Source organism: Alicyclobacillus sp. CIJ1 (assembly GCF_057538885.1).
This window is the reverse complement of the sequence record NZ_BAAJPH010000143.1, coordinates 53,891-68,093: the sequence shown is the minus strand read 5'-3', so window position 1 is coordinate 68,093 and position 14,203 is coordinate 53,891. Positions and strand designations below refer to the sequence as shown.

At 63.0% G+C, this 14,203-nt stretch carries 16 protein-coding genes; 5 read left to right on the top strand and 11 right to left on the bottom strand.

Annotation, left to right across the window (positions count from 1 at the left end):
- Positions 1-27: 27 nt before the first annotated feature.
- Positions 28-1,017: a tRNA glutamyl-Q(34) synthetase GluQRS gene (gene gluQRS, locus AC27E8_RS13330; protein ID WP_487099770.1), complete on the bottom strand. Its 990-nt coding sequence runs from the start codon at positions 1,015-1,017 to the stop codon at positions 28-30.
- Positions 1,018-1,109: 92 nt separating this feature from the next.
- Here gluQRS and AC27E8_RS13325 point away from each other — a divergent pair, with 92 nt between their 5' ends.
- Positions 1,110-1,901, top strand: a complete 792-nt coding sequence (locus tag AC27E8_RS13325) for a YqjF family protein (RefSeq protein WP_487111505.1) — start codon at positions 1,110-1,112, stop codon at positions 1,899-1,901.
- Here the strand turns inward: AC27E8_RS13325 and AC27E8_RS13320 are convergent.
- From AC27E8_RS13320 to AC27E8_RS13305, 4 genes are all read right to left on the bottom strand, one after another.
- Positions 1,811-2,272, bottom strand: coding sequence for a MarR family winged helix-turn-helix transcriptional regulator (locus AC27E8_RS13320; protein ID WP_487099768.1), 462 nt, complete (start codon positions 2,270-2,272; stop codon positions 1,811-1,813). The genes AC27E8_RS13325 and AC27E8_RS13320 overlap by 91 nt on opposite strands.
- A 54-nt stretch (positions 2,273-2,326) precedes the next feature.
- Entirely contained in the window at positions 2,327-3,487 is a 1,161-nt protein-coding gene (sat, locus tag AC27E8_RS13315) for a sulfate adenylyltransferase (protein WP_487099767.1), read from the bottom strand.
- Between the two features lie 150 nt (positions 3,488-3,637).
- The gene (gene nagA / locus AC27E8_RS13310; protein ID WP_487099766.1) at positions 3,638-4,756 is read right to left on the bottom strand and encodes an N-acetylglucosamine-6-phosphate deacetylase; all 1,119 of its coding nucleotides are present in this window, start codon (positions 4,754-4,756) and stop codon (positions 3,638-3,640) included.
- A 96-nt stretch (positions 4,757-4,852) separates the two neighbouring features.
- The gene (locus tag AC27E8_RS13305) at positions 4,853-5,212 is read right to left on the bottom strand and encodes a winged helix-turn-helix transcriptional regulator (RefSeq protein WP_041695009.1); all 360 of its coding nucleotides are present in this window, start codon (positions 5,210-5,212) and stop codon (positions 4,853-4,855) included.
- A gap of 157 nt (positions 5,213-5,369) precedes the next feature.
- Here AC27E8_RS13305 and AC27E8_RS13300 point away from each other — a divergent pair, with 157 nt between their 5' ends.
- Both AC27E8_RS13300 and AC27E8_RS13295 read left to right on the top strand, forming a co-directional pair.
- The gene (locus AC27E8_RS13300) at positions 5,370-5,903 is read left to right on the top strand and encodes a YceI family protein (RefSeq protein WP_487099764.1); all 534 of its coding nucleotides are present in this window, start codon (positions 5,370-5,372) and stop codon (positions 5,901-5,903) included.
- Positions 5,904-5,996: 93 nt separating this feature from the next.
- A complete protein-coding gene (locus AC27E8_RS13295) occupies positions 5,997-6,836 on the top strand; it encodes an ABC transporter ATP-binding protein (protein WP_487099763.1) in 840 nt (279 codons plus the stop codon).
- On the opposite strand, the gene msrA is transcribed toward AC27E8_RS13295, so the two are convergent.
- The 3 genes from msrA to AC27E8_RS13280 all read right to left on the bottom strand — a co-directional run bounded on the left by msrA (position 6,808) and on the right by AC27E8_RS13280 (position 8,395).
- Entirely contained in the window at positions 6,808-7,359 is a 552-nt protein-coding gene (gene msrA / locus AC27E8_RS13290) for a peptide-methionine (S)-S-oxide reductase MsrA (protein WP_487099762.1), read from the bottom strand. The two genes, AC27E8_RS13295 and msrA, sit on opposite strands and share 29 nt — an antisense overlap.
- A 16-nt stretch (positions 7,360-7,375) precedes the next feature.
- Positions 7,376-7,696 carry a thioredoxin gene (gene trxA, locus AC27E8_RS13285; protein WP_012810252.1) on the bottom strand — a complete coding sequence of 107 codons (321 nt, stop codon included), beginning with the start codon at positions 7,694-7,696 and terminating at the stop codon, positions 7,376-7,378.
- Positions 7,697-7,798: 102 nt separating this feature from the next.
- Positions 7,799-8,395: a DNA-3-methyladenine glycosylase I gene (locus tag AC27E8_RS13280; protein ID WP_487099761.1), complete on the bottom strand. Its 597-nt coding sequence runs from the start codon at positions 8,393-8,395 to the stop codon at positions 7,799-7,801.
- A gap of 148 nt (positions 8,396-8,543) precedes the next feature.
- Between AC27E8_RS13280 and AC27E8_RS13275 the strand changes: the two genes are divergently transcribed.
- The gene (locus AC27E8_RS13275) at positions 8,544-10,355 is read left to right on the top strand and encodes a M3 family oligoendopeptidase (protein ID WP_487099760.1); all 1,812 of its coding nucleotides are present in this window, start codon (positions 8,544-8,546) and stop codon (positions 10,353-10,355) included.
- Between the two features lie 33 nt (positions 10,356-10,388).
- On the opposite strand, the gene AC27E8_RS13270 is transcribed toward AC27E8_RS13275, so the two are convergent.
- On the bottom strand, positions 10,389-10,949 hold the full coding sequence (locus AC27E8_RS13270) for a hypothetical protein (RefSeq protein WP_487099759.1): 561 nt from the start codon (positions 10,947-10,949) through the stop codon (positions 10,389-10,391).
- A gap of 86 nt (positions 10,950-11,035) precedes the next feature.
- Here AC27E8_RS13270 and AC27E8_RS13265 point away from each other — a divergent pair, with 86 nt between their 5' ends.
- Positions 11,036-12,100, top strand: a complete 1,065-nt coding sequence (locus tag AC27E8_RS13265) for a phosphodiester glycosidase family protein (RefSeq protein WP_487099758.1) — start codon at positions 11,036-11,038, stop codon at positions 12,098-12,100.
- A gap of 15 nt (positions 12,101-12,115) precedes the next feature.
- On the opposite strand, the gene AC27E8_RS13260 is transcribed toward AC27E8_RS13265, so the two are convergent.
- Together AC27E8_RS13260 and AC27E8_RS13255 are read right to left on the bottom strand one after the other, a co-directional pair.
- On the bottom strand, positions 12,116-12,913 hold the full coding sequence (locus tag AC27E8_RS13260; RefSeq protein ID WP_487099756.1) for an HAD family hydrolase: 798 nt from the start codon (positions 12,911-12,913) through the stop codon (positions 12,116-12,118).
- Between the two features lie 145 nt (positions 12,914-13,058).
- Positions 13,059-14,054 carry an FTR1 family iron permease gene (locus AC27E8_RS13255; RefSeq protein ID WP_014463715.1) on the bottom strand — a complete coding sequence of 332 codons (996 nt, stop codon included), beginning with the start codon at positions 14,052-14,054 and terminating at the stop codon, positions 13,059-13,061.
- Positions 14,055-14,203 lie beyond the last annotated feature (149 nt).

Sequence of the window (14,203 nt, the reverse complement as noted above, 5' to 3'; positions counted from 1 at the left end):
GAGATTCTCTGCACAGCGTTTCCTCCGCTACACATCGGCATGCGCCTGAAGCCACCTCGTGTACGCCGCCCGCCATACGACGGGATGGCGAGGCAACCGGGCGAGATCGAACCGGTCCATGACCTCGGCTAGACGCACAGGCTCCGGGCGGTCCAGTTGCCCAGCAAGCCACAGAAGGAATCCGACGAGATGCTCGGACCGCACGCCCGCCTGGCGAAGGGCGCGGAGCGACAGGTCCCCGTGGCGCTTTGCGAGCCTCCGCCCTTCCTCGTCCACCACGAGCGGCACGTGCGCGTAGCGCGGCGGCGCATAGCCCAGGCGCTCAGCGAGATAGACCTGGCGAAACGCCGACGGAAACAAATCGGCGCCGCGGATCACGTCGGTGACGCCCATGGCGTGATCGTCGACGACCACGGCCAGGTGATACGCAATCACCCCATCCGCCCGGCGGACGACGAAGTCGCCGCCTTCGGCCGGCCGAGCGGTGGTCCGGCCGAGCAGGCGATCGTCGACCGTGACAAGCGCCTCGTCTGAGACGCGAAGGCGAAACGACGGCGGCTTGCTCGCGGCTCGTTCCGCCCGCTCGGCGTCCGAAAGCCGAAGACAGCAGCCATCGTAACGGGGCTCATCGGAGAACAGCCCTTGCCCTTGTGGCGCCGAGGCGATGGACAAAAGCCGAGATCGCGCGCAGAAACACGGGTACAGTTCGCGTGCTTCTTGGAGGCGCGCAAGCGCCTGCTCGTACAATCCGCGCCGAAAGCGTTGCTCGTACGGCGCAGCGGGCCCGCCCACGTCTGGGCCTTCGTCCCAATCGACGCCGAGCCAACGCAGATCTTCCATCATCGCCTCGCGGTACACGTCGCGGGACCTCGCCTCGTCCAGATCTTCGACGCGCAGGATGAACGCACCGCCCTTTTGCCTCGCGTCGAGCCAGGCGAGGATGGCCACCCAGGCGTTGCCCACGTGCAAATAGCCGGTGGGACTCGGCGCAAATCGACCCTTGTACGAGGGTGTCAACCGGCACACCTCTCTTCGCCTTCATGTTAGCAAAACTTGCTGGTGATGTCCCGCGAAGCCGCGCACACGATACCCAAGAAGGGGGAAGGTCTATGCGAGAGGCATGGTGTGTGGAACAAACGTGGCGGCACCTGGCGATGGCGCACTGGCGCGTCGATCCTGATGTTCTGATGCGCCACATTCCGCCGGGACTGGAGCTCGACCGGTTCGACGGGCATGCGTACGTCAGCGCGGTGTTGTTTTCTGTGGATCCGTTTCGCCTGCGGGGACTGCCGCCCATCCGGGGCATGCGCAGGTTTTGGCAACTGAACCTCCGCACCTACGTCCGGCGCGGAGGAGAGCCGGGCGTGTGGTTCCTCCGCTTGGAGACGAGTCGGGCGTGGCCCGCACGGCTCGGAAAACTCGCTTACGCGCTGCCGTTCGAGCCGGCGGACATGGCCGTGAGGGAGGCGGGAAATGGCCTCACCGTGGGCCTGGTGAGCCGAGCGGGCCGCGGGCCGGCGCTGTCCCTCGGGTTTCGTCGGGCCGGTAGCCGCATGCCTTGGTATGAGCCCGCGCCCGACTCCATCGAGGCATGGCTTCTCAATCGGTACGCACTTTATGCGCACGCCCTCGGCATGGTGCTCGAGACCCGCGTGGTTCACCGGCCGTGGGTGATCCAGCCGGCGGAGGCCCGCGTCGGAGAAACGTCACTCCTCGAAATGTACGGATGTGACGGCCACCCGGCGCTGGCCTATTCAGCGGAAGCGCGCACAGCCCGCATCGGCTTGCCACGGCCCGTTATCGGCCTTCCCTACTCGCCGGACAACCGTTCGTTTGCGCGGTGGATGCGCTCGAGCAAGGCGCGCACGCGCGCCCGGAGATCCGCGATTTCCTCGTCCTGAAGGTCGTCAATCTGATCCTTGACACAGTCGGGGACCACGCCGAGCTCTTCGCGCAACGCGCGCCCCTTTTCCGTCAGCGACACGCACATCTTGCGCTCGTCATCGGTGTCTCGCCGCCGGTCCACGAGGCCGCTCTCCTGCATTCGCTTCAAAAGTGGGGTTAGCGTGCCAGAATCCAGGTAAAGCCGCTCCCCGAGCGCCTTCACTGTGCATGCGCCGAGTTCGTACAGCGCGACCAGCACCATGTATTGGGGAAAGGTCAGCCCATGGGGCTCCAAGAACGAGCGATAGAGTCGCATCGTTTCGCGGGCGCAGGCGTACACGGCGAAGCACAGGTGTTCGTCCAGACTCAGGAGCGGTCGTTCTGTCATCACGACAAGCCTCCAAGCTCGCTTGACTCGGCCTTCGCGGGCCTACCGTCTAGTTTAAGCCTGTTTCGCGTAATACTCCATCAGAACTTGGACGACCTCCGGGCGGCTAAACTCGGGCGGCGGTGCAATGCCCTCTCGCAGCATCTGGCGCACCTTGGTGCCCGACAGCGTCACGTGATGTTCGTCGCCGTGCGGACACGTCTTCGCGGTCGCCATGCCCTGACATTTGCGGCAGTAGAACGCATTGTCGAAGAACAACGGCGTGATGCCGAGCTCCGCAACGTCGAACTGATCAAAAATCCGCTGCGCGTCGAAGGTGCCGTAGTAGTTGCCCACGCCGGCGTGATCGCGCCCGACGATGAAGTGCGTGCAGCCGAAGTTCCGCCTCACCAATGCGTGCATGACGGCCTCCCGAGGACCGGCGTAGCGCATGGCGGCCTTGTACACGCCGAAAAACACGCGATCCCGCGGATAGTAGTGCTCCAGGATGGCCTGATACGCGCGAAGGCGCACGTCGGCCGGGACGTCGTCCGCCTTGGTGGGCCCGACCAGCGGGTTCAGGAACAGCCCGTCGACCACTTCGAGCGCCACCTTCTGAATGTATTCGTGCGCGCGATGCACCGGATTTCGAGTCTGAAACCCGACGATGGTGCGCCACCCGCGCTCCTGAAACGCGGCGCGCGTCTGCCTGGGCGTGTACGCGTATGGCGTGAACTCGTCCACGCGCTCATCTGGCAGCACTTCCACGGGGCCTCCCAGATACACGCCCCCGCGCTCGTAGAGCCGCCGGACGCCAGGGTGTTCCAAATCCCGCGTCCGGTAAACCTGCTCCGCCTCGTGATCCAAGTTGGGGCGATACATATGCAGAATGGTCATGCGCCCGCAAATCACGCCGTCCGGCCGCACGAGCGCCACCGTGTCGTCCAGCCGCAGCGTGCGTGCCACGTCCTCCGAGACGGGCAACGTCACGGGGATGGACCAGATGTGCCCCGTCGTGAGGCGCATGGTCTCCACAATCGAGTGGTAGTCCTCCTGCGAAACAAATCCGTCCAGAGGGGAAAATGCGCCAATGCCCAGCTGGTATAGATCGGACACGGCGATCTCGTCCAGCTGAATGGCCTTGAGCGCGGACCAAGACCGCCGCGCTTCTTCCGCCTGATCCGTCGGCACCAGATGCTCCTGCACCGCGTCACGTTCGCGTTCCGTCACTGACAAGCCAACTCCTCCTCACGCATGCGATCCCGTCAGATCGCCATAAATAAAGTAAACCGATAGACATGATGTACATTGTATCATCGCGACCCCGTTTTGGCGAGGGCGGTCCCGACGACGGGCGGTTCACAAGGTGTTCACCCATTTGCGTGTCTACGCGGAGTGCACGAGCCGGCCGCCGACGATGGTGTGGGTGACGGCGCCCGCCTCTGAGAGAGCTACGAGGTCCGCTCGATATCCCGGCTCGATCCGCCCACGCCGCTCGCCCAAGAGGCGCGCGGCGTTTGCGGCCGCCACGTACGGCACGTCCCTGGGCAAAAATACGCGGTGCGCGAGGCCCATCTGCACCGCGCGCTCCATCGTCAACGCGCTGCCCGCAAGCGTCCCGTCCGGTCGACGCACAACGCCATCCTCGTAGACCACCTCGCTACCGGCAAACCCGTACCGCCCCTCCGGCATGTCCACCACCGATACAGCATCGGTCACGAGCATCACGCCATGGCGCCCCTTGATGCGCATCGCGAGGCGCGCGAGCGCTGGATGAACGTGGACACCGTCGAGGATGAGTTCGACCATCGCGTCCGCGCGATCCAGCGCCGCGGCAGCCAGGCCTGGCCGCCGGTGATGCAGACCTTCCATCGCGTTGAACAGGTGCGTCGCGCTTTTCGCGCCCAAATCGAACGCCCGCATCGCCTCGCCGTACGTGGCCGCTGAGTGGCCGAGCGAAACGAGGATGCCGAGATCGCGGGCAGTGAGAAGGGTTTCATCCGCACCTGGCAACTCCGGCGCCATGGTGAGGATGCGCACCGGGCCCGCCCTCGCGTACGCTCTCAATTCTTCCGGAGATGGCGTGCGCACGTGCTCGGCGGGATGAGCCCCGCGCCTCTCGGGATGGATGAACGGGCCCTCCAGGTGAAAGCCAAGCACGTCCGCCCCCCGCCACTCCGCCGGCTTTCGCCAAGCCGACAACGTCGCCGATGTGGCCTCACGCGAAGCGGCAACCGTCGTCAACACGAGCGCAGTCGTCCCGTGCCGGGCGTGCGTCGTCGCAATCTGTTCAAACGCATCCATGGAGGCGTCCATGACGTCCGCACCGCCCCCTCCGTGCACGTGCACGTCGACGAAACCAGGGAACAGGTGCGCTCCCGTGTCGATGAGCCGAGCACCGGTGAGTTGGCCCATTTTCGCTTCGCCCACGTCTGTGATCCAGCCATCCTCGGCGATCACGTCCTTCCACTCGTCCCCAAGGAGCCCTCGGATGACCACGCGCATTCCGCGCCACCTCCATCGTTTTCCGGTTCCCCTCGGGAATCCGCCCTCCACGTCTCGCCAGGCGGGCCTGCCAAGGACCACCATGAGGTGTCTTGCTTACAGCTTGGGCTCTTGGTGGGCTCGCTCCGCCTTCCGGCGCAAGTGCTCGAGTCCCCACGCATGCATGAGGTCAAGGATGGGGCGCAGGGATTGCCCGTATGGCGTGATAGCGTACTCCACGCGCGGGGGCACCTCGGGGTACACGGTCCGCTCGACGATTCCCTCTTCTTCCAGTTCGCGCAACTGCTTGGTGAGGACGCGCTGCGTGATGCCGGGAATGCGGCGCATGAGCTCGGAGAATCTCAGCGAAGGGTGTTGAAACAGGTGGTACAGAATGAGCCACTTCCATTTCCCACTTAGCACTTGAAGCGTGGAGACAGCCGAACAGGGCGACTCTGCGGAATGGCCGGACGACATCGAAATGAACGCCTGCCTTTCGCTATAGGTAGGTTACTTCAAGTATACCAAAGCACTTCGATGTTCCTACTTATCATTTTTTCATCACTGATGAATAATAAGAGCAGGCAGAAGCACTCAGCCATGAGTGCACATCGATCTGTCGGGAGGTTGACCTATGGCAAAAGTCGCTTGGAATGTAGATCCGGCTCACAGCACGATCGGCTTCAGCGTGAAGCACATGATGTTCACGACGGTGCGCGGTCATTTCAAGAAGTTCTCGGCGACCGTCATCGCCGATCCAGAAGATCTGACGACGGCCGAGATCGACTTCACGGTCGACGTCGCCAGCATTGACACGCGCGACGAAAACCGGGACAACCATCTCCGCGGCGCCGACTTCTTCGACGTTGAGAAGTATCCCCACATGACGTTCAAGGCCACCAAGATCGTCAAGACCGGCCCCAATACGTACGACATGACGGGGGATCTCACCATCCGTGACGTCACCAAGCCTGTCACCTTTCACGTGACGTACGAAGGCATGGGCAAAAACCCCTGGGGCCAAGAAGTGGCTGGCTTTACGGCGCAGGCCAAGATCAACCGCAAGGACTTTGGCCTCACTTGGAATGCCGTGCTTGAGACCGGCGGCGTGCTCGTGAGCGACGAGGTGAACATCGAGCTCGAGATCCAAGCCGCGAAGGCACAGTGAGGGCCTAAGGCGGGAATTGCCCCTGAACCGGTCGCAGCTACGTCTGCGGCCGGTTTTGTGTTACGATAAAGGGACAGCAAGGGGGCGGAAAACGTGGCGATTCTCTCCGTTTCGAACGTGACGTGGATTCGAAATGGACGGACCATTCTGGACGATGTGTCGTTTGAAATTCGCGAAGGGGAACACTGGGGTCTGGTCGGCTTAAACGGCTCCGGCAAGACCTCGCTCCTTCAAATCATCACGGGCTATCAATGGCCCACACGAGGACGGGTCTCGGTGCTTGGACGCCCGTACGGACGCGTGGACATCCGCGAAGTCCGGCGGAACATCGGCTGGGTCAGCTACGCCCTCCTGCAGCGCGTGGAACAGGACGCCGGAACAGACACCGCACTTGACGTGATCGCAAGCGGAGCCTTTTCCTCCATCGGCTTGTGGGAAAGGCCGACGCAAGCTCATTGGGAACGGGCGCGCGCGCTGGCCCGCCAGTTTGGGATTGAGCACCTCGCCGACAGCTCGTTTCACTCGCTTTCCCAAGGTGAAAAACAGCGCGTCCTCATCTCGCGCGCACTCATGGCCAAACCTTCGCTCCTCATCCTCGACGAGCCGTGTACTGCACTCGACGTGCGTGCGCGGGAAGAGCTATTGACCTCGTTGAACGCGATGGCAAAGGCCCCGGATGCGCCGGCACTTCTGTACGTCACCCACCACATCGACGAGATAATTCCCGCCATTACGCACGTGCTCGCGCTCGACGCCGGGCGCGTCGCAGCCTGCGGAGACAAAAAGGCCGTGCTCACGGACGACGTGCTGTCCCGCATTTTTCACGTCCCCGTGCACACGGTCTGGCAAGGCCATCGCGCCTTTTTGACAGTGCTCTCCCGAGGCGCCGAGGCCGCGGAGCGGGTCATTCCCGCCCCCAGTGCGCGGCAATAAACGCATCTCGGCCTGACGCGCGCCGATATCGCTCGTAGTGGAGCGGTTGTTTTCGATAGAAATCCTGGTGGTACTCCTCCGCCGGGTAGAACGGCCCCGCAGGGCGAATCTCCGTGACAATTGGCTTCTGAAATCGGCCCGACGCTTCCAACGCGGCCTTCGACGCCTCAGCCAGGCGGCGTTGCTCTTCGGTATGATAGAAGATTGCCGTCTTGTAAGACGGGCCGCGATCGTAGAACTGCCCGCCGGGATCGGTCGGATCGATCTGGCGCCAGAAGATGTCCAGCAGTTGCTGATACGTAATCTGGCGGGGATCATACGTGATCTGGACGGCTTCCATGTGGCCCGTGGTCCCGGAACACACCTGTTCGTAAGTCGGATTCGGCACATGGCCGCCGGTGTAGCCGGAGACCACGGACACGACCCCCGGCCACGTGTCGAAAGGCTTGACCATGCACCAGAAGCATCCGCCGGCGAAAGTGGCCCGTTCAAGGCCGGCGTCCTGCTGCGCCTCGGATGTCATCGGATCCGCCGCTCCTTCACTGCAGGACGTCCGCGAGCTGCGCCTCAAGCTGCTCCTTCGGCTGATACCCGATGAGCTGTTTCACAGGGCGGCCGCCCTTGAACAGGATGAGCGTCGGAATACTCATGATGCCGAACTGGCTGGTGGTCTCCGGGTTCTCGTCGACGTTCAGCTTCGCAACGGTCACCTTGTCGGCGTGCGCCTCAGCGAACTCCTCGAGCACCGGCGCCATCATGCGGCAAGGACCGCACCAAGCCGCCCAGAAATCCACCAGCACGGGTTTATCGCCTTGAATCGCCTGTTGGAAATTGGCGTCTGTCAACGTCATTGTGGCCATTGGAATACCCCCCAAGGTACTTACTTGCATTTTTATAGTACCATTTTTGTGGGCCGCTGGTCAAACGTTGCCGTGGACGGGAGTCCCCGAAACCTCGCCGCGTCACCGGACGTCATGACTCAAGGACTCCGCCAGGGCGCGGAGCGGCTCGTACCGGAAGCACGCGACGACGTGGTCCAGGACGACGCCGACAGCCTGCAGATACGCATAGACCATGACGGGCCCCACGAATCGGAAGCCGAGCGAACGCATTTCTCGGCTCACGCGCTCAGCGAGCGGGGTCGTGGCGGGCACATCCTCTTCACGCGCGAAGGCGTGGACTTCGGGTTTGCCGTCCACGAATCGCCACAACCAGCGCGCAAACGAACCGTGCGCATCCTGAACCTCCAGAAAAACCCGCGCATTGTGAATCGCCGCTTCCACCTTCGCCCGGTTGCGAATGATCCCTGAGTTGGGCGCCAACAGGCGTGCCACATCCTCCTCCCCGTAGCGTGCCACCACCTCCGGTTGAAAATCCGCGAACGCCTGTCGATACGCTTCCCTGCGCGACAAAATCAAATACCACTGCAGCCCCGCCTGCGCGGCTTCGAGCGTCAGGAATTCGAAAAGGACGCGATCGTCAAACTGGGGCACGCCCCATTCCTCGTCGTGATACCGCACGTACAGTTCTCTCGATCCCGCCCACTTGCAGCGCTGCATCGCCGACTCTCCCCTCCCCGTTCATGGCCTCTCCGCCCATTGTGGCGCATTGAGGCGAGATCGTCCATGCCGTGAGGTGAACGCGCACATGCAAAAGGAGAGCCTCTGGAAGCAAGCTCATGTGGTGGAGCAAGCGGTATAATTCGTCATGGGAGGCGATCGCGTGAGCGAACAACAGCGGTGGGATCTCGAGTCCCTGTACGCAGGGGGAAGCCATTCGCCTGCGTTTCGAAACTTTCTCGACGACTTGGAGACCAATGTCACATCCTTCTCGATGGTGCTGCAGAACACACCAGGCGCCATGCAAAGTCCCGACATGGGGCTCAAGGCCATGGTCCTCACCATGCAGGATCTGAGCAAACATCTTCGGCAAGCGGGCGCGTTCGTGTCCTGCCTGACGGCCCAGAACGTGCACGACGCGGAGGCGAAGAAGCTGCAGACGCGCGTCAACCGGATTCGGTCCACGCTCACGAGCGCGCTGGCGCTGTTGGATGAGCGGCTTCGGCAGGCCGGAGAAAGCAGCATCCAAGCAGTATGGGACGATTCAGAGCTGAAGCCTCTCGCGTTTGCGATTGAGGAGCGGATCGAGCGGTCCAAGCGGCGATTGCCCGCGGAACAGGAGCGGCTCATTGCACGACTGTCGGCCGACGGGTACGTTGCGTGGGGAGAGCTGTATGACACGATTGTCGGGCGTATGGCTGCAGACATCGAAATGGAGGGGTGCCGGGAGACGGTCTCGATGGGCCAGCTCTCGAACCGGATGACCCAAGCGGCCCAGCGCCATCGCGACCAGCTCTTCGATGTGTGGGAATCGTGCTGGGCCCGCGAAGCTGACCTCTGCGCCGATGCGCTGAATCACCTAGCCGGCTTTCGGCTGCAGGTGTACGAGGCGCGCGGCTGGCACTCGGTCTTAGAAGAGCCGCTCGAGATGAACCGAATGTCCCGAGATACACTGGAGGCCATGTGGGACGCCGTGACGCGCAATCAGGAACGCCTCCTCCCCTACTTTGCCGCGAAGGCCCGGCTGCTTGGGGTGGAAAAACTGTCATTCGCCGACATGGACGCGCCACTTCAGGCCGGCGCGCATCATCAGGCCATCTCGTACGATGAGGCGCGGAGGTTCATCGTGGATCAGTTCGCCGCGTTCAGCCCGGAGATGGCTGCGTTTGCCGACGCTTGTTTCGAGCGAAAGTGGATCGAGGCCGAAGACCGTCCAGGCAAGCGCCCAGGCGGATTCTGTACGAGCTTCCCTTTGCATGGCGAATCGCGGATCTTCGTCACCTTCTCGGGGACGCCTGGCAACGTCGCGACACTCGCACACGAGATTGGTCACGCGTATCATCACCACGTGATGCGCGATCTCCCTTACCTCGCGACGCTGTATGCGATGAACGTCGCGGAAACGGCCTCGACGTTCGCGGAGGCCATCGTCTCCGACGCTGCGATTCGAACCGCTTCTGACGAAGCCGAACGGCTTGAACTGTTGAACGACAAGCTGCAGCGCGCTGCTGCGATGTTGATGAACATTTACGCCCGCTTCCTGTTCGAGACGAGATTTTACGAGGAGCGCAAGCGCGGTTACGTGCCCACCGAACGGCTGAACCAGCTCATGGTGGAGGCACAACAGGAGGCGTACCGCGGATCGCTTCGGCGGTACCATCCGCACTTTTGGGCGTCAAAGCTCCACTTCTACATCACTGGGACGCCATTTTACAACTTCCCATACACGTTTGGATTTCTGTTTGCCTCCGGCATTCACGCCATCGCGGCCGCGGAGGGCAAGACCTTCTCCCGCCGGTACGTCGAACTGCTCCGCGATACGGGCCGGATGCGCGTCGAGGACCTGGCGCAAAAGCACATCGGCGCCGATTTGACGAAGCCCGACTTCTGGCAGAACGCCATCGACTTCGCCCTGCGCGATCTCGACGAGTTCGTCCAGCTCGCAGACAAGCGGGTCTAGTCACAAGAAGCAACAAGCCAGCCGCAGACCTCGTTAGAGCTTCGGCTGGCGCATGATCTGTAGGTGCCCTGCCTCGATCCAATACCAGTCGATCTCGCCTGCGCTCACGACGCACACGCCTTGCGCCCGCGGATAGTTGCGGAGGTGCGCGTTGAGGGATTCCGCTTGTCGCGGCGGATCGTCCGCCTGCGGCAGCGGGCCCAAAACGACATGCCAACCCGGCCTGGGCTGAAAGGCCACCAACGCGACAAGCGCCCCACCGTTTCCTTTTGCCGGCCCGGAAAACACGGTAGCCGCGACTTGACACGACGGATCGAGGCAGATTTCGCCCTGGGCTGGATTGTCCATTTGCGCGAGTCGCTGATCGAGAAGCCAATGGTACAGGTCGGCCGTGGTCCTCACGCCCTGAGGCAGGGGTTCCACCAAGATGTGATGGTTCTGGACCCCAGACTTCGACGTGCTCGCCTGCGGCAAGCGGTCGGCCTGACGCGGCGTGCCGGGCGTCCCTGATTGCTTGGCCGCGCCACAGCCGGCGCCGAGCGCGAGCGACGCCGTGAACGCGCATCCCCACGCGCAGAGGCTTCTCACCTTCATCTTTGACCACGCCCCTTTTGGGTCAAGATGCGCCATGCGTTCCAAATCCATGCACGGCCCGCCAGAACACGAAAGGAGAATGACGTTTGGTTCCACTGCACGTCAATGCTCTGCCGTATGCAACGAGGGCGGCGATTCCCGCCGTGAGCGTCCATGCCGCGCCTTCGCCAAACGCCATCTCGGCGCACACACTCACGGTGAATGGTCAGGCCGTGCAGGAGTTGGTGATCAATCTCCGCGCGCCGGGCGTCGAAGCGATGCCCGCCATCGCCAACAACCGGCTGGGCACGACCGCGTCGCTCGCCGAGATCGCAGCGCAAAATCACGCCATTGCAGCTATCAACGGCACGTTTTTCGACGCCGGCGGCGACAACTTTCCCGCCGGTGCCCTCGAGCTCAACGGCGCGTTTGTGTTCAACGCCCGCGGCACGCTGCTTGGCTTCGGCCCTAACGGCCAGACCACGATGCTGCGCGCGGCAGAAGCGCTGTCCCTCGACGTGGACGATCCGTCAAGCTCCATTTCGGCGATGTGGCCCTGGTACCTGAATCGGACGAGCACGAATCCCATGCGGGTTGACGTACTGACCCCGTACTTCGGCCCCGAAACGCGCGATCCGAGCGCCCTCGTGGCGCAAGTCGTCGGCGGCAGAGTGACGGCGATTCACGCAGGCATCACCCCCATCCCGTCCAACGGCTACGATATTGAGCTCGGGGCCGGCGAGGCGAAGACGCCTATCGCCATGCGCGTCCACGTCGGCGATCCGGCCACATTGACCGATACCGTGCTCGCGCTGCCGAGCGACAAGCCGGTGCCGTTTTCCGGATATCCCAACGCCATCGGCGCTGGCCCGATGCTCCTGCAAAACGGGCGAGTGGACGTCGAACCGTCCGTTGAAGGACTCAACGCACCCGACATCCTGAACGCGGAGACCCTTCGCTCCGTCGTCGGGACAGACCGCGCGGGCCACCTTGTCTTTTTGACGATCCACGAGGCCAACGTGTGGCAGGAGGCGTCCATCGCCAAGGCGCTCGGCCTGTGGGATGCGATGAACCTGGACGGGGGCTCCTCGGTGGGACTGTGGTATGAGGGGCGTTATCTCACGCCGCCCAAGCGCCCGCTCGCCACGGCCATCGTGGTCGTTCAGCGGTGACCGAGACGGAGGCCATCACGACACCGGCTGCCCTTCGATGAGGCCGAGATCGACAAGTGCGGCGAAGATGCCGCCCTCGTCCACGGAGCCCGTGATCCGCTTGGCCGCGCGTTTCGCCGACTCGGCGGCATTTCCCATGGCGACGCCCATGCCCACGTACGTCAGCATCTCGACGTCGTTCTCACTGTCGCCAAACGCCACGGCCTCGTCCTTGCTGCAGCCGGCGCGGCGCAAGATGGCCTCGACACCGGTCGCTTTGGACACGCCTGCGGGAAACACATCCAGATAAAAGCGATGGGGCCGTATGAACCGAAGCGCATCGCGATACGCTTCGACAAACGGAACCTCCTGGCCCGGCTTGCAGAAGAGATAGAGTTGATAGACATCTTCCCGCTTCCACGCGTCGGGATCGTAGACGGGCTCGCTCGGCAAGCCCAGGAACCGGTATGCCTCACGGATTTCGGGGTCATGGCGGCGATTGGCGTAGCACGCCTCGCCTCCGGCGACCACGACGGGAAAGCCGCTGGATTCAGCGAGTTCGACGAACGAGGCCACTACGTCGCGCGGCACAGGCGCCGCGAGCACCTTTTCGCCGCGATACACGGCGAGAGCGCCGTTGCAGCACACGTACGAATCAAATCCGAGACGCTCGGCGATGGGCCGAAGTTGGTCCGGCGCCCGCCCCGTGGCGATGGCCGTCTCGACACCTCGCCTCCTCAGCGCTGCGATGGCCTCCTCAACGCGAGGCGAAAGCTGGCGCCGATCGTCGATGAGCGTGCCGTCGATATCAAAAAACGCAAAGCGAATGGACATGGCCTCTCCCTCCTAGCTCTCTCTGAACTCATGGTAACATAAGGAGCCCGTCGGAGGCGGCTCGGCAAAGCGGGGTTGCACGAAAAAAAAGCACCCACGCGCTGGACGTGAGTGCTGGCTTGGGCGAAGCCGCCGGGGCTTGAGCTCATTCGGAGAGCGCCTGCGCCTCGCGAGCAGCTTCGCGGCGCGGGCGCCAGACGCGGAGGTACTGGGCGCCGAAATAAGAGCCGAGGACGATGACGGCCGCCAGGGCCTGGGCGACGATGCTCTGCAAATTGTTGAACAAGGAGAACCAGAGCCCCGCCCAGTCCGGTAGACCGAGGTTGAGCGGCGTAGATGGCAGCCAGCCCGCGAGCTGCATCTCCTGCACCTGTTCGCCCACCATCACGAGAAGCACCACCCCGAGCATGACGCCCGTCAGCACCAGCATGCGCTTGTAGGGCAGCTTTCGGTGGGCGAAGAACGTGAGCACGGCCACCATGAGCGTCAGCGCGAGGCCAATGCCGGCGCCAATCACCACCACGCCCGAGCCCAGTTGCATTCGCGTGTTCTGCAGGAACAACACCACTTCAAACCCTTCGCGGTACACCGAGGTAAAGCCCAACACCACAAGGCCTCGGTACGCGAGCGATCTCGCCTGTGCGCCCCGCTCCGCTTGATCGATAATCTCCTTCTTTTTTCGGTTGTGGAAGCTGATCCAGCCAGTCCAATAGATCCGGTGGAAGAACCAATTCATGACGATGAGCAGGACGATGATCGCCAAGAGCCCGGTGGCCGCCTGAATGGACAGTTCAGGCGCCGTCTGACCCACGAGAGCAATGATGCCCACGACGACAAACCACGTGAGCAGTGTCGCCGCAAACGCGAGGCCTGCGCCGGCCGAGATGGGGCGCCAGTACCCTTGGCCGGTCCGCATCAGGCTCGCCGTGATGGCGGAGAGCACCAAGATGGTCTCCAACCCCTCTCGAAAGACGAGGATGCCCGTATCGACGATGGCCGCTCCTCGCCCGATGTTATGGCTCGTGGGATCCGGGTTGCCGCCAGCCGTCACGCCCTGCCAGACCAGCGCGGCAATCACGACAGCAGCACATGCCCACACGAGCGCCTTCTTCCACCCAATATTCCGCCATGCGATGGACATCTCAACATCCTCCTAGATCCGCGGCGCCGCATACTTGACTTCCGGAGTCAACTTTCTAGGAGGTATTCTACAAGTTAGACGAACCTAATCGCAAGAGTTTGTCGTTAAAAATTTATGGCGTGTGGGGATGCGAACAGGCATGTGCCATG